Consider the following 20,830-nt stretch of genomic DNA (forward strand, 5'->3'; position numbering starts at 1 on the left):
ATCGTACCCTATTATGGGTACAACGTACCCAGTTAATTTCGATTCGATTAGGCTGACCCCCATGACCAGCACGGAAACCAGCGGCAGCGGAGATATCGCGCGCACCCTAGACCTGCTGTGGGACAACGGCCCCCGCCCCAGTCGCGGCCCGAAGCCCGGGCTCACGCTGGATCAGATCGTCGAGGCCGCCGTGCGGGTGGCCGACACCGAGGGGCTGGGCGCGGTCACGATGCGCCGGGTCGCGACCGAGCTCGGCATCGGCACCATGACGCTGTACCGGTACCTGCCCGGCAAGGGCGAGTTGCTCGATCTGATGCTGGACCGGGTGCAGCAGCCGACGCCGGCCGACCACGGCGCGCCCGGCTGGCGGGCCGCGCTCGAGCGCATGGCCTACGAGACGCTCACGCTCTACCGCCGCCACCCGTGGCTGATCCAGGTCAACCAGACTCGGCCGATCATGGGCCCCGCGGCGATCCAAGGCATGGAACTGATCCTGGGACAGATCAAACCGATGGGATTGACCGACCAGGAACTGATCGGCGTCGTCGTCACCGTCGACGGGTATGTCACCGGCGCGGCCCGCAGCCAGCTCTATCACGAGGAAGCCGAGCGCAAATCCGGCCTCACCGACGCCGAATTCTGGGAGGCGCAGCTGCCGGTCTTGGAGCGCGAACTGGCCTCGGGAAAGTATCCGCTGATGGCGACCCTGTCCGAGGACGCGTTCGACCAGAGCTTCGACCACTTCGGATTCGGGCTGCAAAGCATCCTCGACGGGTTCGAGGTGCTGGTGAATCGGCGGGCCTGAGACTACTGAAAGCGCTGCGCGTTCTCGGCCACCCACTGCTCGAAAGTGCGGGCGGGACGGCCGGTTACCCGTTCGACCGTATCCACGACGGTCGCCGATTCGGCCGGCGGCGCGGCGTACCAGCCGATGACGTACTCGGCGTCCTCCCGGGAGACGCCGGTGGCCATCAGCCGGTCGACTGCCTGCTCGTGGGTCATCGGGACGAAGGCGATCTCACGCCCGGCCGCCCGAGACAGCAGCGCGATGCGTTCCCGCGGTGTCAGCGCCTGGGGTCCGGTGAGGTTGTACGCGCGGCCTGAGCGACCGTCTTCGAGCAGAGCGACCGCGGCCACCGCGCCGATGTCGGCCTCGTGCACGAGCGCGCTCGGGAGGTCGTAGGGTTCGCGGACTACACCCTCGGCGCGAATCGAATCGACCCAGTTCAGGGTGTTGGACATGAATTCCTGCGGCTCCACGCGGGTCCACTCCACACCCGAGTCGGCGATCGCCTCCTCGGTCGGTCCGACCGCGCCGCCCCACACCACGGTGATGCGCCGGACGCCGGAATCGACGGCCCGCTGGACCAGTTCCGGCCCCACTTCGGCGAGACCCGCCGTCACGGTGACGTGCAATCGGTCGATGCCCTCGAAGGAGACCGTCTTCGGCGCGGTGTGCGTACCCTCGACCAGTTCGACGCCCGACGGCAGAACCTGTACGGCCGCAGCGGGACTGCGCGTCAGCGCGCGGACCTTCTCCCCGCGCTCGAGCAGTTCTCGCACCACGTGGCGGCCAGTGTTTCCGGTGGCGCCGGTAACCAGTGTCGTCATTGTCGAAATCCTTTCGTCGCACGCGACGCTAGGACCTCAACAATGCTCGAGGTCAAGAAGCGTTAGGCAGATACGACTTTCACGACATCGATGCCGAGCGCCGCGGCGACCCTGGAAGCTGCGGCGTCGAGTTTCTTAGCGGGCGGTTTCGCGCCGTCGAACATCGACACAACCAAGTTGCCGCCGTCCCTCTCCCAGGTACCCGCGATGCGGCCGTCGACCACGACGAGCGGGGCGATCCAACCCGCTGTCCTGCTGACATCGGATCGGTGTGCGGCGGGCAGCAATTCGGTGTCCTTGGTGCCGGGACCGAGGACGTACTGGTCGAAGGCGCCCAGGAAGTGGACCGACTTCTGGGGCTGCACGGCGGCGAGTTCGTCGGCGTGCTCGGCGCGGATGTAGGCCTTGGTGCCCTCGATATCGACTTGCGTGAGAGCGTCACCCAAGTCCGAGAACCAGCCGCGGACAGCGGGTTTGCGGTTGTTGTTGCGACTGAGCCAGCCGTCGAAGGCATCCGGGGTGGCCGGGCCGTACGCGCCGAGATAGGCGGTGACGGCGGCGGGGGCCGCCGCGTCCGGTTCGGGGAGGCTCTTCCAGCCCGCAATCAGCTTGGCGGGGGTGGTGAAGGTGACCCGATTGCCCTGTGCCGCACCGTGACACAGCGCGCCCTGCCAGGCCAGCGGCTTGAGTAAAGCGCCCCAACCGGACTTCAGCTCCTCCCCCATTTTGTGGAACGCCTTGTCCGCGAGCAGGGCTTCGACCAGCTCGTCACGAGTCAGCGCCTTGTTCTCCAGGATTTGCGAAACGGCCGCGGTGAGCGCCTCGACCTCGGCTGGGGTAGCGCCGAAAGTCTTTTGCCAGGAGGGCTTTTCCCAGATCCGCGTCGCGGCCATCAGCGGCAGGAAGGCAGCGGCCGATTCGGGGGTCAGCGCGTGCAGCGTCCCGCGCATGGCCCAGGTCTTGAACAGCGTGCCCTTCGAGAGGGCTTGGGAGAGGGCTCCGGACTTGGGAGTCTTACGGCGCAGCGCCACCGCGGCTTCCGCGGCCGAACCGACTTGGGTCTGCACGCCGCAGAGTCGTTCGACGATGACGGGCACCTGCGCCGAGGTCGGATCCGAGATGTACTGGCGTGCCAGCCGCCACGTGAACACCTGATCCCAGCTGACCTGCACCGCCGCCTCCTCGCTCGACTAGAGCCTACTTCCGATCAGCGCGGCGCCTGCCGGGCGGTGACGCGCCGTAAGGCCGCGCGCAGACCCGCCGATTCCTCGGCGCTGATCTGATCGACGAAGTAGCTCAGCACCAGATCCGAGCGGCCGCCGGACTCCAGCGCTTCCAGCATCACCCGCGCGCTGTGTTCCTCCCGGGTCACCGTCGGCCAGTACCGGTAGGCCTTGCCGGCGCGCTCACGCGCCAGCCAGCCCTTGCGATGCAGATTGTCCATGGTGGACATGACGGTGGTGTAGGCGATCTCGCGTTCGGCGCTGAGTTCCTCGTAGAAGTCGCGCACCGTGCTGTGCTCGGAATCCCGATCCCAGATCCGGTCCATGATCACGGCTTCCAAATCTCCGAATCCACGCACCGTGCCTAACTCCCTCACCACTGATCATCTTGCCGCCAGAGTACCGACCGTACGGCATTCCTACGGACTCGAACCGTAGATTCCGCCGAGCCGATTCCCTCCACGCGCGAGATATGCGAACATATGTTCGATCGAATGCCGGCGCGACGAGGAGGGCTTCCCATGACAGACGAATCCCGCGGCCACCCGCGCATCCAGGCCCGGGCCGAGGCCACGATCCTGCACGCCGACCTCGACTCCTTCTACGCCTCGGTCGAACAGCGCGACGATCCGCGGCTGCGCGGGAAGCCGGTGATCGTCGGCGGCGGTGTGGTTTTGGCGGCCAGCTACGAAGCGAAAGCGTTCGGGATTCGGACGCCGATGAACGGCGGGCAGGCGATCCGGCTGTGCCCGCACGCCATTGTCGTGCCGCCGCGCATGAGCGCCTACGCCGAGGCGAGCAAAGCGGTGTTCGAGGTCTTCCGGGACACCACGCCGATCGTCGAGGGCATCTCCATCGACGAGGCGTTCCTCGATGTCGGCGGATTGCGCCGGATCGCGGGCGAGCCGGTGGCGATCGCGCAGCGGCTGCGCGCGGACATCCGCGACCGGGTCGGCCTGCCCATTTCGGTCGGCATCGCGCGCACCAAGTTCCTCGCCAAGGTCGCGAGTGCGGTGGCCAAGCCCGACGGCCTGCGCCTGGTCCCGCCTGACGGCGAATTGGATTTCCTGCATCCGCTGCCTGTCGAAAGGCTGTGGGGCGTAGGCGATGTCACTGCGGCGAAACTGCACGAGCACGGCATCACCCGGATCGCTCAGCTGGCCGAACTGGGCGAGAGTCCGCTGCGCGCCATCGTCGGTCCCGCCGCTGCCCGGCATCTGTTCGCCCTGTCGATGGCCCTCGACCCACGGCGGGTCGAAACCGGCCGCCGGCGACGCTCGATCGGCGCGCAACGCGCCCTCGGACGCAACCACCGCCCACCCGAGGAAATCGAGGCCTACCTGCACGGCCTCACCGACCGGCTCGGCCGCCGCCTGCGCGCGGCCGACCGCGTGTGCCGAACGGTGGTGCTGCGCATGCGTTTCGACGATTTCAGCCGCGCGACCCGCTCGCACACGCTGCCCGAAGCCACCGATTCCACCGCCACGATCCTGTCCACCGCGCGCACCTTGCTCGCGACGGCCACGCCAATGATCTCCGAGCGCGGCCTCACCCTGATCGGCCTCGCGCTGACGAATCTCGAGGATGCGGACACGGCGCAACTGACCCTGCCGCTGGAGTCGCGCGCCGACAACACCCTGGACGCGACGCTCGACGATCTGCGCCGCCGCTTCGGCTCGGCCGCGGTTACCCGTGCGGCGCTGCTGCACCGCGGCGAGGGCATTTCCGTTCCGCTGCTTCCGGACTGAGCACGGCTCAGTGCGCGGCCAGGTGACCCGACAGCCGCTCGTGCCGTTTCTCGGAAGCTTCGTTCAAACCGATGATCTCCACCCGCTTGCCTTTGGCGGCGTACTTGGTGGTGATGGCGTCGAGGGTGGCCACGGTGGAGGCGTCCCAGATGTGCGCCTCGGACATGTCGATCACGACATTGGGCGGATCGCCGAGGTAGTCGAACTGGTACACGAGATCGTTGCTGGAAGCGAAGAACAACTCCCCGCGCACCTTGTACACGCGGGTATCGACAGCGCCGTCCTGATCGATGTCGGCGTCACCGATCTTGTCGACCTCGGTGAAGTGCGCGACCCGGTGCGCGAAGGCGACCATGGCCGTCAGCACACCGGCGATGACGCCGTAGGCGAGATTATGGGTGGCCACGGTCACCGCGACGGTGACGAGCATGACAGTGGTTTCGGCGATCGGCATGCGGCGCAACGTCTTCGGGGCGATCGAATGCCAGTCCATGGTCCCCACCGAAACCATGATCATGACCGCGACCAGTGCAGCCATCGGGATCTGACCGACCAGTCCACCGAGGCCCACCACGAGGATCAGCAGGAACACTCCGGCCAGGAAGGTGGAGATACGGGTCCGGGCGCCGGACACCTTCACATTGATCATGGTCTGGCCGATCATCGCGCAACCGCCCATACCGCCGAAAAATCCGGTGACGATGTTGGCGATGCCTTGGCCCCAGCCCTCACGGGTCTTGTCGGAGCGGCTGTCGGTGATGTCGTCGACCAGTTTCGCGGTCATCAACGATTCCAGCAGGCCGACCAGCGCCATCGCCAGCGCGTAGGGCGCGATGATCCGCAAGGTGTCCAGAGTCAGCGGCACGTCCGGGATCAACCACGACGGCAGGCTCGACGGCAACTCGCCCTCGTCGGCGACATCGGGCACGTTCAGTGCGAACACCATGGTGAGGGCGGTGAGCGCGACAATGGCCACCAGCGGGGCCGGAACCACGGTGGTCAGCTTGGGCAGCAGCACCATGACCGCGATCGCCACCGCGAGCATCGGATACACCAGCCACGGCACACCGATCAGATGCGGCAGCTGCGCCAGGAAGATCAAGATGGCCAGCGCGTTCACGAAGCCCACCATCACGCTGCGCGGGATGAATCGCATCAGCTTCGCCACCCCGGCTACGCTCAGCACGATCTGCAGCAGACCGGCGACGATCACCGTCGCGATCAGGTAGTCGACGCCGTGCTCACGCACCACCGGCGCGATGACGAGCGCGACCGCGCCGGTGGCCGCGGAAATCATGGCCGGGCGGCCGCCGGTGATCGCGATCGTCACGGCCATGGTGAACGAGGCGAACAGGCCCAGCCGCGGATCGACCCCGGCGATGATGGAGAACGAAATCGCCTCCGGGATCAGGGCGAGGGCGACAACCAGACCGGCCAGCACCTCCACCCGCAGCCGTTTCGGGCTGCGCAGCGCGGCCAGCACCGAGGTATCTGGCGCGCCGCCGGTCCGCTCTGTCGTCGACACCATTCGAACTCCGTTCACCGATTCCGCGCACCCGGGGCAGCGCCGAACCGGTCAGGCCGGTCGACGGGAAGCATGGGAGCCGAGCGGTGTGGCAACCAGCAATCGCCCAGCGACGGTGAACCTACCGTTTCGGGCAGGCAGGTTCACAATGCCGTCGGCAACGGAGTGGCGCGGGTCTCAGCGACTACAGGCGCTCGATGATGACCGCGTTGGCGAGTCCGCCTGCCTCACACATGGTTTGGAGGGCGTAGCGGCCGCCGGTCTGCTCCAAGTGGTTGAGCATGGTGGCGAGGATGCGGGTGCCCGACGCACCCAGCGGATGACCGAGGGCGATGGCGCCGCCGCGCGGGTTCAGCTTGGCGGGGTCGGCATCGAGGTCGTGCTGCCAAACCAGCGGCACGGGAGCGAAGGCCTCGTTCACTTCGTAGGCGTCGATGTCGTCGATCGTCAGGCCGCCCTTGGCCAGGGCCTTGCGGGTGGCCGGGATGACGGCGGTGAGCATGAGCAGCGGGTCGTCGCCGGTGACGGCGAAGGAGTGGAAGCGGGCGCGCGGGCGCAGGCCGAGCTGGTTGGCCTTCTCCTCGCTCATGATCAGTGCGGCCGAGGCGCCGTCGGTGAGCGGCGAGGAATTGCCCGGGGTGATCGACCAGTCGATCTCGGGGAAGCGCTGCTTCATCGCCTCGTCGACGAACGCGGGGCGCAGCCCGGCCAACCCTTCCGGAGTGGTGGTGGCGCGGATGGTTTCGTCGGCGGTGAGGGTGCCCGCGGCGACGAGTTCGTTGTCGAAGCCGCCGGCGGCGGCGGTTTCGGCGGCCAGCCGGTGCGAGCGGGCGGCGAACGCGTCCAGGGTTTCCCGGTCCAGCTTCCAGCGCTGGGTGATGATTTCCGCCGCAATGCCCTGCTGGATCAGGCCTTCCGGGAAGCGATGCGCGATCGGGCCGCGGTTGGCGTCCTTGCCCTGGGCGTTGGAGAACATCGGCACCCGGCTCATCGACTCCACGCCGCAGGCGATGGCGATGTCATAGGCGCCGGCGAGCACGCCCTGCGCCGCGAAATGCGCTGCCTGCTGCGAGGATCCGCACTGCCGGTCCACGGTGGTGGCGGGCACCGATTCCGGGAAGCCCGCCGCCAGCACCGCGGTGCGCGAGATATTGAACGCCTGCTCGCCGCTCTGCGTGACGCATCCGCCGATCACATCGTCGACCAGCGCCGGGTCCAGGTCATTGCGCTCGATCAGCGCTTCCAGGACGCCCGACAGCAGCGTTGCCGGATGCACATCCGACAGTCCCCCACCGGGTTTCCCCTTTCCCGAGGGCGTGCGAACAATGTCGACGATGACGGCGGAAGTCATGGCGGCTCCTAGCTCAGCGCTGCCGATCAGCGGGCGAACGGCGATTAACTTAGCCCACCATACCGCGCGCGGCCTCTTCCTCGATACGCGGGAATTGCGCCCCCATGGCGTCGGCGAGCGCACGCGCCGCCGACAGCGGGCGAACCATGACGGTCAGCTCGTCGATCAACCCGTTCTCGTCCAGATGCAGGAAGTCGCAGCCGTTCACGGTCTTGCCGTCCACCGTCGCCTCGAAGACCAGGGCCTGGTCTCGGCCATCGGCGCTGACGATCTCGCGGATGTAGCGGAAATCCTCGAACACTCGCAGCACGCCACGCAGAATCGCGGCGGTGATCGGCTTCCCGGGATAGGGCTTGAACGCCACCGGACTCGTGAACACCACGTTCTCCGCCAGCGTCGCCGCCAGCGCGTCACCGTCGCGCGCCTCGATCGCCTTCTTGAAGGCCTCCATCGCATCCACCTCGCATATGCAACTCGTTGAATAGGTAGACCTCACCCTAGCCCTGGAACCCATGCAACGGGAACCCCCAGGAATCAGTCCGTCGCGGCCTTGTGGCGCTGGTAGTAGCGGGCGACGCGAGCGCGATTGCCACATCGTTCGGGGGAACACCACTGGCGGCGCGGGTGCGCGGGGAGGAAGAGCATCACACAGTCGTCGGCAGCGCAGCGTTTCAGGCGGGAGATGGACGGGCCGGTGAGCAGGTCCACGGCCGCGTCGGCCAGCGCGGCGGCCAGCCGTGCGCTCGAATTGCCTTCTCGCACAACAGTTGCCGAGAGCGTTTCGCGTGTCCAGGCGAGGCGGCGAACCGCCGGCGCGGCAGATATGGCGGCGTCGAGGCCGCGCAGGGCCGGGGCCGGAGGGCGGCGGTCGTCGAGTAGCGCGTCGAGCACGGCCGAGAGGTGTTCGCGCACACCTTGCACCGCATCCAGGTCGGCTCGGGTCGGGCGCAAGGACGCTTCGGGGAGGCGATCGGCCTGCAGGCTCAGCCATCGCCCCAGCTGTTCGGGTGTCCGCAGCAGATCGGTGCCGACCGGGCGGGTGTTCACCAGGTCCAGGGGCAGGGGTTCGCCGATCAGCGGTTCGAGCTCGGTCACAAACTAATGGTAACTCATGGGCTTGACACATTAGCCAGTACGCGACTATTACTAATGCATCCAGAGCGAGAGAAAGCATGTGAAGCCATGAACGTCCTACCCTTGGTCCAGCACCGCAGCATCGATGTCGACGGCGTCGAGGTGTTCTACCGCGAGTCCGTGCCCACCCACGCCGACGCTCCGGTCCTGTTGCTGCTGCACGGCTTTCCGTCCGCATCGCACCAGTTCCGGCGGCTCATCGACGCGCTCGGCGCCGACTACCGGCTCATCGCCCCGGACTACCCCGGCTTCGGGAACACCGTCGCCCCAGCGGATTTCGAGTACAGCTTCGACCGGCTGGCCGATATCACCGAGGGATTCGTCCAACGACTCGGCCTGACCAGCTTCGCCGTCTACGTCTTCGACTTCGGCGCGCCCGTCGGTTTCCGGATCGCCACCCGTCATCCGGAGTGGATCAGCGGCCTGGTCGTCCAGAACGGCAATGCCTACGAGGCCGGATTGTCCGACGGCGCACGCGATTTCGTCGCGCTGCGACCAGAGGTCGAGGGCGCGGAGGACACCATCCGCGGGCTGCTGACCCTGGAGGGCACCCGCGGCCAATACGAGCACGGCGTCCCCGACCCGAGCGTGCTCGCCCCGGAGAGCTGGACCCTGGATCAGCACTACCTCGACCTACCCGGCCGCAAGGAAGCCCAGGTCGCCCTGGCCTTCGACTACCACTCCAACGTCGCGCTCTACCCCGAATGGCAGTCCTGGCTGCGCGAATACGCTCCCCCGGCCCTCATCGTCTGGGGCGCCAACGACCCCTTCTTCCCCGCCCCCGGTGCTCACGCCTACTTGGCCGACCTCCCCCAGGCCGAGCTCCACCTCTACGACACCGGCCACTTCGCCCTCGAAACCCACCTCCCCGAGATCGCCCCCCGCATCGCCGACTTCCTCGACCGCCTCCCGAACCCGGCCGAGCGGCAGATGGTTGCGGCATCGGCCGAGTGACATGGTGTGGCCTCGGTCAGGTCGCTAGGGCGAGCATCCAGAGCGGGAGGAGGGCGGCGGCGAGAACGGTGGATTTGACGACGGCCGCTGCGACGAGGTCGATTTCGCCGTCGTAGCGCTGCGCGTAGATGAAGGCGTTCTGCGGGGCGGGCATGGCGGCGATGACCACGAACATCGCCAGAGTTGTGCCCTCCAAGCCGAATACGTAGCGCAGTGACGCCCACATCAGCAGCGGGAAGACGAGGCATTTCACGGCGATCAGGAGGTACTCGTCGCGGGTGACCGGACGCCAGCGCATACCGAAGGTGCCGACGTGCAGGCCGAGCGCGAACAGCGCGACCGGCGCCGCGGCCGCACCGGCGAACTCCAGGCCTTCCAGGAGCGGTTCGGGCACGCGCAGATTGACGAGGTTGGCCAGCACGCCCGCGGTGCACGCCACCACCACGGGCGTACTGAGCGCGGACCCCACCGCACGCAACACTCCCCGGCCTTCTCCCGCCTCCTGGTCGGACCGGCCGTGCTCCAGCACCGTGAGCACGATAACGGTGAGCACACACACCTGGAACAGCACGATCGGAAAGATCGCCGAGGCATCCCCGAACAGGAAGTCCAGCACCGGAAGCGCGAAGTAGGCCGCGTTCACCTGAACCGCACACATGCACCGCAGCGCGACCCCCGACGCATCCGCCCCGACCACCCACTTGCCGAACACCGCCACCAGAATCAGCGTGACAATCGCGGTAGCCGCATACCCACCGACCGCGGCCGGCGCGAACAGCGCACCGAGATTCGCGTGATACAGCTTCGGAAACAGATAGGCCGGAATCGCGAACAGAAACGCGAAGTCACTGAACGCCTTCGCCGCATCACTGGCCAGCACCTTCCGCGCCCCGAACACCGCCCCCGCGCCGAACACGATCAGCACCGGGGCGAGCTTCACCAGAGTCGCCGCGACGCCACCAATCATCACATCACCCCATCAATCCACGCCAGAACGCCGCCCATTGTGCTCCCGACGCTCGAAGAAGGATCAGTCGGCACCTGGCTGCGGCAACTCCCCCGTCGACCGCGTCACTTCGATCATTCGACGGCGGCAATACACCGAGCCTCACCGAACATCGCATCGAGCCGATCGCAACCGGTGGAGTCAGAGACCGGTCACGGTGGGTAGAAGGCGTCGCCGCCGACCTGGCCCGGGTCGAGGATGTGGGCGAGGAAGAGGCGGGTGGTGGGGGTGGGGGTGCCGGTGGTGATGGCGTGCCAGGGGCGGTCGAGGGGGGTGCCTTCGACCGGGAGGATGGCGAGGATGGCGGAATCGAGGTCGGCTTCGACGGCGTCGCTGTGGATCAGGGTGACGCCCAGGCCTTCTCGGGCGGCGGCCAGGACCGCGCCGTGGGAGCCGAGGGTGAGGGTGGGTGGGTTGATGCCGAGGTGGCCGAGGAGTTCCTGGGTGGCGTCGCGGGTGCCGGAGCCGCGGCCGCGCAGCAGCCAGGTGCTGCGCAGCGGATGGCGGCCGGGGGTGCCGACGACCACCAGGCGGCTGGGGCGGCGGGCGCGGGTGACCAGGGCGGCGTCGCGGGGCGGGCGGCCCGCGATCACCAAATCGGTTTCGTGGTGCTGCAATTCGACGAACAGCACGTCGCGGGGGTGCACGGACAGGCTGAGTTCGACCTCGGGATAGCGCCTGCGGAACGACGCCAGCGGGCGGAGCAGGACGTACTCACCGGCGGTCGCGACGACCCCGATGCGCAGCCGCCCGGTCTCGGCCTGCTGGACCGCGGCGTGCGCCTCCTTCATCAGACCGAGGATGCTGCGGCAATACCCGGCGTAAACCCGCCCCGCCTCGGTGAGCGCGATGCCGCGACCGGTTTTGGCGATCAGCTTGGCGCCCAGCTGTTTTTCGATGTGGGCGACCGCCGCGGACACCGCCGCCTCGGTGACGTGCAGCTGGCTCGCGGCGCGGCGGATGCTGCCTTGCCGCGCGACGACCAGGAACGTTTCCATCCGCGTCGCGCTGACCGTGCCCATGCCATCGAAGGTAGCAAACTTAAAGAAACGGTTGAGTATTCGCAGGAACAATCAAATTGTTTGTGATCTCCGCTGGCCCCATCCTGGAATTCCCACGGACTCAGGAGGATTCATGGCCGACGGAATCGAACGGGATCGCTGGGATCCAGGCGTGCAGTCCTACGCGTCGATGGGATATTACGCGCCCGACTATCAACCTTCCGATACCGATGTGCTGGCGGTGTTCCGGGTGACCCCGCAGCCCGGTGTGGATCCGATCGAGGCGGCGGCCGCGGTAGCGGGCGAATCCTCCACGGCCACTTGGACTGTTGTGTGGACCGACCGTCTCACCGCGCACTCGAAGTATCAGGCCAAGTGCTACCGGGTCGAGGAGGTCCCCGGCCGGCCGGGCGAGTACTTCGCCTATGTCGCTTACGATCTCGACCTGTTCGAGGAAGGCTCGATCACCAACCTGACCTCCTCGGTGATCGGCAATGTCTTCGGTTTCAAACCGCTGCTGGCGCTGCGCCTGGAGGACATGCGCATCCCCGTCGCCTACGTGAAGACTTTCCAGGGCCCGCCGCACGGCACCGTCATGGAACGCGAGTACCTCAACAAGTACGGCCGCCCCCTACTGGGCGCGACAGTAAAGCCGAAACTCGGTCTGTCCGCACGCAATTACGGCCGGGTGATCTACGAGGCCTGCATGGGCGGCCTGGATTTCACCAAGGACGACGAGAACATCAACTCCCAGCCGTTCATGCGCTGGCGCGACCGGTACCTGTTCGCCATGGAGGGCGTGAACCGGGCGACAGCCGACACCGGCGAGATCAAAGGCCACTACCTCAATGTCACCGCCGCCACCATGGAGGACATGTACGAGCGAGCCGAATTCGCCAAGGAACTCGGCAGTGTCGTCATTATGATGGACCTCACCGTCGGCTACACCGCCATGCAGTCGATGTCGCATTGGGCGCGGCGCAACGGCGTGCTGCTGCACCTGCACCGGGCCGGGCACTCCACCTTCACCCGGCAGAAGACGCACGGCGTGAGCTTCCGGGTTTTGGCCAAGTGGTGCCGCCTGATCGGCGTGGACCACGTGCACGCGGGCACCGTCGTCGGGAAGCTCGAGGGCGACCCGGCCACCACGAAGGGTTTCTACGACACGTTGCGAGAGAACCACATTCCCGCCAACCCGGGCAACGGCATCTTCTTCGATCAGGACTGGGCCAGCCTGCCCGGCGTGATGCCGGTGGCCTCCGGCGGTATCCACGCCGGCCAGATGCACCAGCTGCTGGACCTTTTCGGCGACGACGTGGTGCTGCAGTTCGGCGGCGGCACCATCGGTCATCCGCTGGGCATCGCGGCGGGCGCGGAAGCCAACCGGGTCGCACTGGAGGCGGTTGTCAAGGCGCGCAACGAAGGTCGCGATCTGTTGAAGGAAGGCCCCGAGGTCCTGCGCAAGGCCGCCGAATGGTGCCGCCCGCTCGATGTCGCACTCTCCACCTGGGGTGATGTGACCTTCGACTACACCTCCACCGACGCACCCGACGCGGTGCCGACGGCCACCCTCTGAAAGGCCCGCTCATGTATCTGCGTCACGGAACCTTCGCCTATCTCCCGGAATTCACCGACGCCGACATCGCCGCGCAAGTGCGCTACGCGCTGCTCAACAACTGGCCGGTGTCGATCGAGTACACCGATGATCCGCATCCCCGCAACGCCTACTGGCAGATGTGGGGGCTGCCGCTGTTCGATCTCGACGAACCCGACGGCGTGCTCGCCGAAATCAATGCCTGCCGAGCCACTTTCCCGCGGCATTACGTCCGGGTGCTGGCCTACGACGCCCGCTTCGGCCGGCAGACCACCGCGCTGAGTTTCCTGGTGCAGCGCCCGGCGGTCGAACCGGGTTTCGAGCTGACCCGCACCGAGGGACCGGACCGGCGTCAAACCTACGGTCTGCGCTCCTATGCCACCGAGAAACCACAGGGCGCGCGGTATGGCGGGTGAGGGCAACGGTTTCCGGCTGCACCGGCCGAGCGCCGAAGCGCCCCGGCCGGGGCAGTCCGCCGCGCCGGAGCCGCCGCCCATCCTGGATGACGATGCGGTGCTGGATCTTTCGACCGATATCGCGGGCGACGACGTCGAACTGACCCTGCACCGGCTCGACGCGGAACTGGTGGGCTTGGCGAATGTGAAGCGGCGGGTCCGGGAGATCGCGGCCCTGCTGATGATCGACCGGGCCCGGCAGCGTTTCGGGCTCGAATCGGCCCGGCCCACCATGCACATGAGCTTCACCGGCGGCCCGGGCACCGGCAAGACCACGGTCGCGCTGCGCATGGCCGAGCTGCTGCACACTCTGGGCTACATCCGGAAACCCAAGGTGCACACCGTGACCCGCGACGACCTGGTCGGCCAGTTCATCGGGCACACCGCGCCGAAAACCAAGGAGGCGATCGCCAAAGCCGCCGGTGGCGTGCTGTTCATCGACGAGGCCTACTACCTGTTCCGGCCGGAGAACGAGCGTGACTACGGACAGGAGGTCATCGAAATCCTGTTGCAGGAGATGGAGAACGAGCGGGCCAGCCTGGTGGTGATCTTCGCGGGCTACCCGGACCGGATGGAACGCTTCTTCTCCGCCAACCCCGGTCTGTCCTCCCGGGTCGCGCACCACCTGGAGTTCCTCGATTACACGCACGAGGAACTACTGGCTATCGCCGCTCTCATGGTGGCGGAGCAGAACTTTCGCTTCGACGACGCCGCCCAGACCGCCTTCTCCGAATATCTGGCCCGCCGGATGGAACGGCCGCGTTTCTCCAACGCCCGCAGCGTCCGCAATGCCCTGGACCGCTGCCGACTCCGGCAGGCCAAGCGGCTGGTGGACCTGCACCGCCCGCTCACCAAAACCGACCTGATCACGCTGACCGACCGAGATGTCTACGGCAGCAGCATTTTTGAGCCTGGATAGCCACCGATGCCAGAAGGCCTGAAGACCCTCACCCGCTACACGATCGAAGAGGAGCACCGGCATCCCGGATCGTCCGGTGAATTCTCCGCCCTGGTGAACGTCGTCGCCACCGCGACGAAGATGATCGCCAATCAGGTGACCCGGGGCGCGATCGTGGGGTCGTTGGGCGCGTCCGAGCCCGACAACCTGCCGCCCACCGTGCATCGCAAACTCGACGCCATCGCCAACGACATCATGGTGTCGGAAACCCAATGGACCGGCCATCTTTCGGCGCTGCTGTCGGAGCAGATGAGCGGGGTCCATCCGGTGCCGGACGTGCGTCGGCGCGGGAAATATCTGCTGGCCTTCGATCCGCTGGACGGTTCGTCCAATATCGACGTGAACCTGCCTGTCGGAACGATATTCAGTGTGCTGCGGGCACCGGCCGGGAACGGTGCTGAGCCGTCCGACGCGGACTTCCTGCAGCGGGGCACCCAGCAGGTGTGCGCCGGATTCACCCTGTACGGACCGGCGACGATGCTGGTGCTCACCACCGGTCGCGGAGTCGACGGGTTCACCCTCGATCGCGAGATCGGCGCGTTCGTGCTGACCCACCCGCGCATGCGAATCCCCGAGGAGACAACGGGTTTCGCGATCAATGCCGCCAACGAGCGGTTCTGGGAACGGCCGGTGCGTCGCTATGTGCACGAGTGCCTCGACGGGGTGGAGGGCCCGCGGGCCCGGGACTTCAACATGCGCTGGGTGGCGTCCCTGGTCGCGGACACCTTCCACATCCTGACCCGCGGCGGGGTCTATTTGTACCCCTACGACAGCCGCCCGCCACAGCGCCCGGGGCAGGTGGCGCTGCTCTACGGTGCGAACCCGATCGCGTTCATCGTCGAACAGGCCGGGGGCTGGGCCACCACCGGCGGCGAGCGCGTGCGCGAAGTCGTTCCCGCCCATGTGCACCAGCGGGTTCCCTTCATCTTCGGTTCCCGCAACGAGGTGCAGCGCATCGAGCACTACCACAGCGAACCCGAGGAGGGTCCCCGCTTCGACAGCTCCCTGTTCGGGACCCGCTCACTGTTCCGCCCAGCAGGCCGCGCCAATCCCGTGTAACCCCAGGAGGTGCCATGTCGGTCAAACATCCCGTCGTCGCGATCACCGGATCCTCCGGTGCGGGCACGACCAGCGTCACCCGCACCTTCCAGGAGATCTTCCGGCGCGAAGGCATCTACGCGGCGATCGTGGAAGGGGATTCGTTCCACCGCTACGACCGCAACGAGATGAAAGCGGCGATGGCCGACGCCGAACAGAACAGCAATTTCACCTTCTCGCATTTCGGCGAGGAGGCGAATCTGCTGAAGGAACTGGAGACCTTGTTCCGCGACTACGGCGAGACCGGCGTCGGTTCGGTGCGCAAATACCTGCATGACGACGGCGAAGCGAAGCCCTTCGGCCAGCCCGCGGGCACCTTCACGCCATGGGAGGACTTGGCGCCCGGCAGCGACCTGCTGTTCTACGAGGGCTTGCACGGCGCGGCGATCACCGATTCGGTCAACGTCGCCCGCTACGCCGACCTGCTCGTGGGCGTGGTCCCGATCGTCAACCTGGAATGGACTCAGAAGGTCATCCGTGACAAGACCGAACGCGGCTACTCCAGCGAAGCCGTGATCGACACCATCCTGCGCCGCATGCCCGACTACGTGAAATACATCTGCCCGCAGTTCTCCCACACCTACGTCAACTTCCAGCGCGTCCCCACCGTCGACACCTCGAACCCCTTCATCGCCCGCACCATCCCCACCGCCGACGAAAGCTTCGTGGTCATCCGCTTCGCCGACCCCAAGGTGATTGATTTCCCTTACCTGCTGTCGATGCTGCACGACTCGTTCATGTCACGGCCGAACTGCATCGTCGTCCCCGGCGGGAAGATGGAACTGGCCATGCAACTCATCTTCACTCCCCTCATCCTCCGGCTGATGGACAAGCGGCCCAAGCGATCTCGCTGATTCCGGCCACGTCGAAGATCCTTGAATTATGCTGTGGCATAGGGTCGGAACGCGGACGAGAGATGAGGAATCCCAATGAAAAGAGTTCTCGGGGGCGTGATGGCGGTCGCCGCCATCAGCGTCGGCATGATCGTCACGGCGCCGCCGCAGGCCCAGGCGGTGCCCGGCTGCGTCATCAGCTGGTGGGATAAGAACGCGCTGGGCGTGGAGTGCCGATCCAACTCCTACAAGGAGTTTCGCATCAAAGCACTCTGCAAGAACAACGCCTGGTCGCCGTGGGGTCCCTGGGCCAAACAGCCCGGGCAGGCATACGCCTACTGCAATGCCATCAACCAGCAGGTAGCAAACCCGAACTTCAACTATCAGCACCAAACGCGCTGAGCCGGCCGGGGTCCGGTGCGATCCACCGGGCCCCGCCCCACAGCGGGCAGCGCCGCCGTGCCCCATGAAATTATGCTAAAGCACTAGACCTGGCCGTGCTGGGAATCGAAGGTGGCGGTGCGGGCGCCCAGCAGAATTTGGGCGCCGGGCCGCAGGGGCTGGGGGTGGCCCGGGATTACGCGGGTCCATTCGGGGTGGCCGGGGGCGCGCAGGTGCGTGCCGTTGGCCGAGCCCAGGTCCAGGACGGTGACATCCCAGTCGATGAGGCGGATTTCGGCGTGGGTGCGGGACATACCGCCGGAGGCGTCGTCGAGGCGGACGGGGCGGGCGCCGCGGCGGGCGGCAGCGGAGTGCTCGGGTTCGCGGCCGAGGACGCAGTCGGCGTCGAGGATGATGATGGTGCCGTCGTCGAAGAGGAGCAAGCCCAGCGGCGGGCGAACGCCATCGGTCAGGAGGCCGGTGCGTTCGTCCATGCGCATACCGCAGACCGCGCAGACGGTGACGCGGGGGTCATTGTGGTGCTGGCGAGCGCATTTGAAGCCCTTGACGACGGCCGGACCGGCAGTCGGCGCGGGGGCCAGGATGTCGCGGAACGGGTCGCGCAGGACGGCCGGTAGGGCATCGGGGGTCGGTATGGCGTCCGGCGCCGATTCCGGACGGGGTTTCGACAGTGAACGCGCCTGCGCCACAGCGTGATCCGCGGCAGATTGGGAGCGATCCCGAGTGGTCGGACGTTCGGCGGGCGGGCGATACACCGGCTGTCCGTACCAGAGGACGCCGCCGGAGCCGGGAACCGCGCCGTCCGCCAGGACGCACACACCGCGCACTCCGGGCAGGTCGAACTGCTGGTCGCCCTCGTCGACGAAGACCCCGGCACCGACCTCGGGCCCGGGAATCACCAAGCGGTCCACCGTGAATCCGGCCTCGCCACCGCGCAGCACCTCCGAGCGTTCGGCGCCCGCGAGCACCGCCGACACCCGACCGTGCAGGAAGACGGCCACCCCGGTGGTGGTCGGCGTGAGCACCCCGAATTCGACGGCCTCCTCGTCGGCGAGCCCCATCAGCCAGTTGGTGGCCAAGCGCGCGAAGGCTTTCCCGCTGCGCTGCTTTTCCGACTTGGCCGCCGCCCGCACCAGCCCTTGTACTTCGAGCAAGGCCGCACCGGCCGCCGAGGCTCGGGTCGCGGGCGCGTCCTCCCGATTGGCGACGACGATCAGCACGCCGTCGGCGGCGGCGACGAGATGGGTGCCGGCGAGCACCTCGATGTCCGGCATCTCCCCTCCCCTCACCGCGAACCAGCTTTCGCGAATCGTACCGACGAAAACCCAAGCGGGAGGACGGCTAAGCAGCGGCGGCACGCGGAATCTGGCGAACCTGCTACGGCGGAGGTGCACGCGGACGTACCATCCCTGCGTGGCCGACGCGAACCGTTCCACCCCGCTGCGAGTGCTGGTCTACAGCAACGATGCCGATACTCGGCGCCAGGTAACCATGGCGCTGGGCAAACACCCGCACCCGGATCTACCGGAACTCGAATACCTGGAAGTCGCCACCGGCCCGGTAGTGATCGCCCAGATGGACGCGGGCGGGATCGATCTCGCCATCCTCGACGGCGAATCCGCCCCCACCGGCGGACTCGGCATCGCCAAACAGCTCAAGGACGAAATCGAGCACTGCCCACCGGTTCTCGTCCTGACCGGCCGCCCCGACGACGCCTGGCTGGCGAACTGGTCGCGGGCCGAGGCCGTGGTGTCGCATCCGATCGATCCGATCAAACTGACCGACGCCGTCGTGAGCCTGCTGCGCAACCGCGCCGCCGCTTGATCTTTCACTGAGCTATAGCTCAAACACATCATACGATCACCGCTGCGCACGCAGCGTCTCCCAGCGACCTATGAGCAACCTTGGTCAATGGGGTTGACAGTGCGCCGCGGTGATCAACTGCGTCGTGCGCAACTCATCGGTAACACCGATACCGATGGGTAGCATCAGCATTCCCGACACCCCGGACCCACCTCGCGGTTCGTCACGTGACACCGCGCGCGGATTACCACCGTTTCTGTCATGAATCGCAGTTCTGAATTCGATCAAAGACGGGAACCATTCGGGTAGCCTGCCCCGGGTTCAGTTGTAGTCTGTGCCGTAGCTCACACGAGCGCGGGCACGGCATGAGACCAGCCCCGACCGACCGGTCGACATTCACCCGTCCCAGCTCACAAGGAGGGGAACCGATCCCGTGAATTTGGAAATGCCCACGCTCGTCCTCGGCGCCGTCGCAGCGGCGTTCGGAATCTTCTCGATCATCATGGCCTCGCTGATCGGACCGAAGCGCTACAACCGGTCCAAGATGGAGGCCTACGAGTGCGGTATCGAACCGACGCCACACGCCATCTCGGGCGGCCCCGGAAACGCTGCGGGCCAACGCTTCCCGGTGAAGTACTACCTCACCGCCATGCTCTTCATCATCTTCGACATCGAGATCGTGTTCCTCTACCCGTGGGCCGTGCACTTCGATTCGCTCGGCGTCTTCGGGTTCGTCGCCATGGCCTTGTTCATCGTCAATGTCTCCGTCGCCTATGCCTACGAGTGGAGCCGTGGCGGGCTCAGTTGGGACTGAAAAGACAATGGGTCTCGAAGAAAAGCTGCCCAGCGGATTCCTGCTGAGCACCGTGGAAGACTTCGCCGGCTACCTGCGCAAGGGTTCGCTGTGGCCGGCCACCTTCGGCCTCGCCTGCTGCGCCATCGAGATGATGGCAACGGGCGCAGGCCGTTTCGACATTGCCCGGTTCGGCATGGAGGCCTTCCGCGCCTCCCCGCGCCAGGCCGACCTGATGATCGTCGCCGGGCGCGTCAGCAACAAGATGGCGCCGGTGCTGCGGCAGGTCTACGACCAGATGACCGAGCCGAAATGGGTTCTGGCCATGGGGGTTTGCGCCTCCTCCGGCGGCATGTTCAACAACTACGCGATCGTGCAGGGCGTCGACCATGTGGTGCCGGTCGACATCTACCTGCCCGGCTGCCCGCCGCGGCCGGAAATGCTGCTGAACGCGATCATCGCGCTGCACGAGAAGATCCAGGAGATGCCGCTCGGCGTGAACCGTGAGGAAGCGATCCGCGCCGCCGAACAGGCCGCGCTCGCCTCCACCCCGACCATTCGGATGGAGGGTCTGCTGCGATGACCTTCGACGCTCCGCAGAACCCCACTCGGGAAACCGACGCCGCCGCCACCGCGGGCCCGGAAGGCACACTGCCCCAGGAACATCCGGGCACGCCGGGCGAAGAGGTGATCGGCGTCCGGCACGGCATGTTCGGCAGCACCGACACCGGCGACACCTCCGGTTACGGCCGTCTGGTCCGCCCGGTCACGCTGCCCGGCGGCAGCCACCCGCCCTACGGCGGCTACTTCGACGAGGTCGTCGCCGCGCTGCGCGCCGCCCTGGCCGCGACCGACCTCGCCCTGGAGACGGCGCTGGAGAAGGTCGTGGTCTTCCGCGGCCAGCTCTCCCTGCACGTCCGGCGCGAGCACCTGGTGACCGTCGCGCAGGCCCTGCGGGATTACGCCGCACTGCGTTTCGAGCTCTGCCTCGGCGTCAGCGGCGTGCACTACCCCGACGACGCGGGCCGCGAACTGCACGCGATCTACCCGCTGATGTCGATCACCCACAATCGCCGGCTGCGGATCGAGGTCTCCGCACCCGACGACGACCGGCACATCCCGTCGCTGTTCGGCGTGTACCCCACCGTCGACTGGCACGAGCGGGAAACCTACGACTTCTTCGGCATCATCTTCGACGGCCATCCGTCGCTGACCCGCATTCTCATGCCGGACGACTGGCGCGGTCACCCCCAGCGCAAGGACTACCCGCTCGGCGGGATCCCGGTCGAATACAAGGGCGCGCGTATCCCGCCGCCCGACGAGCGGAGGGCTTACAGCTAG

The 20,830-nt window shown here is 67.0% G+C and carries 23 protein-coding genes; 13 read left to right on the top strand and 10 right to left on the bottom strand.

The window, feature by feature from the left end; genetic code table 11:
* Positions 1-61: 61 nt before the first annotated feature.
* Positions 62-805 (top strand): TetR/AcrR family transcriptional regulator, encoded by a 744-nt coding sequence (locus IBX22_RS01700; RefSeq protein ID WP_194813612.1) that lies wholly within the window; start codon positions 62-64, stop codon positions 803-805.
* A gap of 2 nt (positions 806-807) precedes the next feature.
* On the opposite strand, the gene IBX22_RS01705 is transcribed toward IBX22_RS01700, so the two are convergent.
* The 3 genes from IBX22_RS01705 to IBX22_RS01715 all read right to left on the bottom strand — a co-directional run bounded on the left by IBX22_RS01705 (position 808) and on the right by IBX22_RS01715 (position 3,193).
* The gene (locus tag IBX22_RS01705; protein ID WP_194813613.1) at positions 808-1,611 is read right to left on the bottom strand and encodes an NmrA family NAD(P)-binding protein; all 804 of its coding nucleotides are present in this window, start codon (positions 1,609-1,611) and stop codon (positions 808-810) included.
* Positions 1,612-1,673: 62 nt separating this feature from the next.
* A complete protein-coding gene (locus tag IBX22_RS01710) occupies positions 1,674-2,783 on the bottom strand; it encodes a winged helix DNA-binding domain-containing protein (RefSeq protein WP_194813614.1) in 1,110 nt (369 codons plus the stop codon).
* 35 nt (positions 2,784-2,818) lie between these two features.
* Complete coding sequence (locus IBX22_RS01715) at positions 2,819-3,193, bottom strand: BlaI/MecI/CopY family transcriptional regulator (RefSeq protein WP_309234378.1); 375 nt, start codon at positions 3,191-3,193, stop codon at positions 2,819-2,821.
* 162 nt (positions 3,194-3,355) lie between these two features.
* Between IBX22_RS01715 and dinB the strand changes: the two genes are divergently transcribed.
* Entirely contained in the window at positions 3,356-4,582 is a 1,227-nt protein-coding gene (gene dinB / locus IBX22_RS01720) for a DNA polymerase IV (protein ID WP_194813615.1), read from the top strand.
* Between the two features lie 7 nt (positions 4,583-4,589).
* On the opposite strand, the gene IBX22_RS01725 is transcribed toward dinB, so the two are convergent.
* The 4 genes from IBX22_RS01725 to IBX22_RS01740 all read right to left on the bottom strand — a co-directional run bounded on the left by IBX22_RS01725 (position 4,590) and on the right by IBX22_RS01740 (position 8,553).
* Positions 4,590-6,110 (bottom strand): SulP family inorganic anion transporter, encoded by a 1,521-nt coding sequence (locus IBX22_RS01725; RefSeq protein ID WP_194813616.1) that lies wholly within the window; start codon positions 6,108-6,110, stop codon positions 4,590-4,592.
* 181 nt (positions 6,111-6,291) lie between these two features.
* The gene (locus IBX22_RS01730) at positions 6,292-7,458 is read right to left on the bottom strand and encodes a thiolase family protein (RefSeq protein ID WP_194813617.1); all 1,167 of its coding nucleotides are present in this window, start codon (positions 7,456-7,458) and stop codon (positions 6,292-6,294) included.
* A 49-nt stretch (positions 7,459-7,507) separates the two neighbouring features.
* Positions 7,508-7,909, bottom strand: a complete 402-nt coding sequence (locus tag IBX22_RS01735) for a nuclear transport factor 2 family protein (protein ID WP_194813618.1) — start codon at positions 7,907-7,909, stop codon at positions 7,508-7,510.
* A gap of 83 nt (positions 7,910-7,992) precedes the next feature.
* Complete coding sequence (locus IBX22_RS01740) at positions 7,993-8,553, bottom strand: ABATE domain-containing protein (protein WP_194813619.1); 561 nt, start codon at positions 8,551-8,553, stop codon at positions 7,993-7,995.
* 87 nt (positions 8,554-8,640) lie between these two features.
* Here IBX22_RS01740 and IBX22_RS01745 point away from each other — a divergent pair, with 87 nt between their 5' ends.
* Positions 8,641-9,546 carry an alpha/beta fold hydrolase gene (locus IBX22_RS01745; RefSeq protein WP_228538129.1) on the top strand — a complete coding sequence of 302 codons (906 nt, stop codon included), beginning with the start codon at positions 8,641-8,643 and terminating at the stop codon, positions 9,544-9,546.
* A gap of 16 nt (positions 9,547-9,562) precedes the next feature.
* On the opposite strand, the gene IBX22_RS01750 is transcribed toward IBX22_RS01745, so the two are convergent.
* Both IBX22_RS01750 and IBX22_RS01755 read right to left on the bottom strand, forming a co-directional pair.
* Positions 9,563-10,513 (bottom strand): AEC family transporter, encoded by a 951-nt coding sequence (locus IBX22_RS01750; protein WP_228538130.1) that lies wholly within the window; start codon positions 10,511-10,513, stop codon positions 9,563-9,565.
* Between the two features lie 191 nt (positions 10,514-10,704).
* Positions 10,705-11,574 (bottom strand): LysR family transcriptional regulator, encoded by an 870-nt coding sequence (locus tag IBX22_RS01755; RefSeq protein WP_228538131.1) that lies wholly within the window; start codon positions 11,572-11,574, stop codon positions 10,705-10,707.
* A gap of 112 nt (positions 11,575-11,686) precedes the next feature.
* On the opposite strand from IBX22_RS01755, the gene IBX22_RS01760 reads away from it, so the two are divergent.
* The 6 genes from IBX22_RS01760 to IBX22_RS01785 all read left to right on the top strand — a co-directional run bounded on the left by IBX22_RS01760 (position 11,687) and on the right by IBX22_RS01785 (position 16,893).
* A complete protein-coding gene (locus tag IBX22_RS01760) occupies positions 11,687-13,129 on the top strand; it encodes a form I ribulose bisphosphate carboxylase large subunit (RefSeq protein ID WP_194813621.1) in 1,443 nt (480 codons plus the stop codon).
* 11 nt (positions 13,130-13,140) lie between these two features.
* Positions 13,141-13,563: a ribulose bisphosphate carboxylase small subunit gene (locus IBX22_RS01765; protein ID WP_194813622.1), complete on the top strand. Its 423-nt coding sequence runs from the start codon at positions 13,141-13,143 to the stop codon at positions 13,561-13,563.
* Positions 13,553-14,521, top strand: a complete 969-nt coding sequence (locus IBX22_RS01770; protein ID WP_194813623.1) for an AAA family ATPase — start codon at positions 13,553-13,555, stop codon at positions 14,519-14,521. Before IBX22_RS01765 ends, IBX22_RS01770 begins: the two co-directional genes overlap by 11 nt.
* Positions 14,522-14,527: 6 nt before the next feature.
* Complete coding sequence (locus IBX22_RS01775) at positions 14,528-15,619, top strand: class 1 fructose-bisphosphatase (RefSeq protein ID WP_194813624.1); 1,092 nt, start codon at positions 14,528-14,530, stop codon at positions 15,617-15,619.
* Positions 15,620-15,633: 14 nt separating this feature from the next.
* The gene (locus tag IBX22_RS01780) at positions 15,634-16,512 is read left to right on the top strand and encodes a phosphoribulokinase (RefSeq protein WP_194813625.1); all 879 of its coding nucleotides are present in this window, start codon (positions 15,634-15,636) and stop codon (positions 16,510-16,512) included.
* A gap of 75 nt (positions 16,513-16,587) precedes the next feature.
* Entirely contained in the window at positions 16,588-16,893 is a 306-nt protein-coding gene (locus IBX22_RS01785) for a hypothetical protein (RefSeq protein ID WP_194813626.1), read from the top strand.
* 83 nt (positions 16,894-16,976) lie between these two features.
* On the opposite strand, the gene IBX22_RS01790 is transcribed toward IBX22_RS01785, so the two are convergent.
* A complete protein-coding gene (locus IBX22_RS01790; protein WP_194813627.1) occupies positions 16,977-18,167 on the bottom strand; it encodes an FHA domain-containing protein in 1,191 nt (396 codons plus the stop codon).
* Positions 18,168-18,306: 139 nt separating this feature from the next.
* Here IBX22_RS01790 and IBX22_RS01795 point away from each other — a divergent pair, with 139 nt between their 5' ends.
* The 4 genes from IBX22_RS01795 (at position 18,307) to IBX22_RS01810 (ending at position 20,830) form a co-directional block, all read left to right on the top strand.
* On the top strand, positions 18,307-18,717 hold the full coding sequence (locus IBX22_RS01795) for a hypothetical protein (RefSeq protein ID WP_194813628.1): 411 nt from the start codon (positions 18,307-18,309) through the stop codon (positions 18,715-18,717).
* Between the two features lie 412 nt (positions 18,718-19,129).
* On the top strand, positions 19,130-19,510 hold the full coding sequence (locus tag IBX22_RS01800; protein WP_194813629.1) for an NADH-quinone oxidoreductase subunit A: 381 nt from the start codon (positions 19,130-19,132) through the stop codon (positions 19,508-19,510).
* Positions 19,511-19,517: 7 nt separating this feature from the next.
* Positions 19,518-20,072 carry an NADH-quinone oxidoreductase subunit B family protein gene (locus IBX22_RS01805; protein ID WP_194813630.1) on the top strand — a complete coding sequence of 185 codons (555 nt, stop codon included), beginning with the start codon at positions 19,518-19,520 and terminating at the stop codon, positions 20,070-20,072.
* On the top strand, positions 20,069-20,830 hold the full coding sequence (locus IBX22_RS01810; RefSeq protein ID WP_194813631.1) for an NADH-quinone oxidoreductase subunit C: 762 nt from the start codon (positions 20,069-20,071) through the stop codon (positions 20,828-20,830). The genes IBX22_RS01805 and IBX22_RS01810 overlap by 4 nt, the downstream gene beginning before the upstream one ends.

It is taken from the genome of Nocardia sp. XZ_19_385 (assembly GCF_015355755.1).
In the GTDB taxonomy this organism is placed as follows: Bacteria; Actinomycetota; Actinomycetes; order Mycobacteriales; family Mycobacteriaceae; genus Nocardia.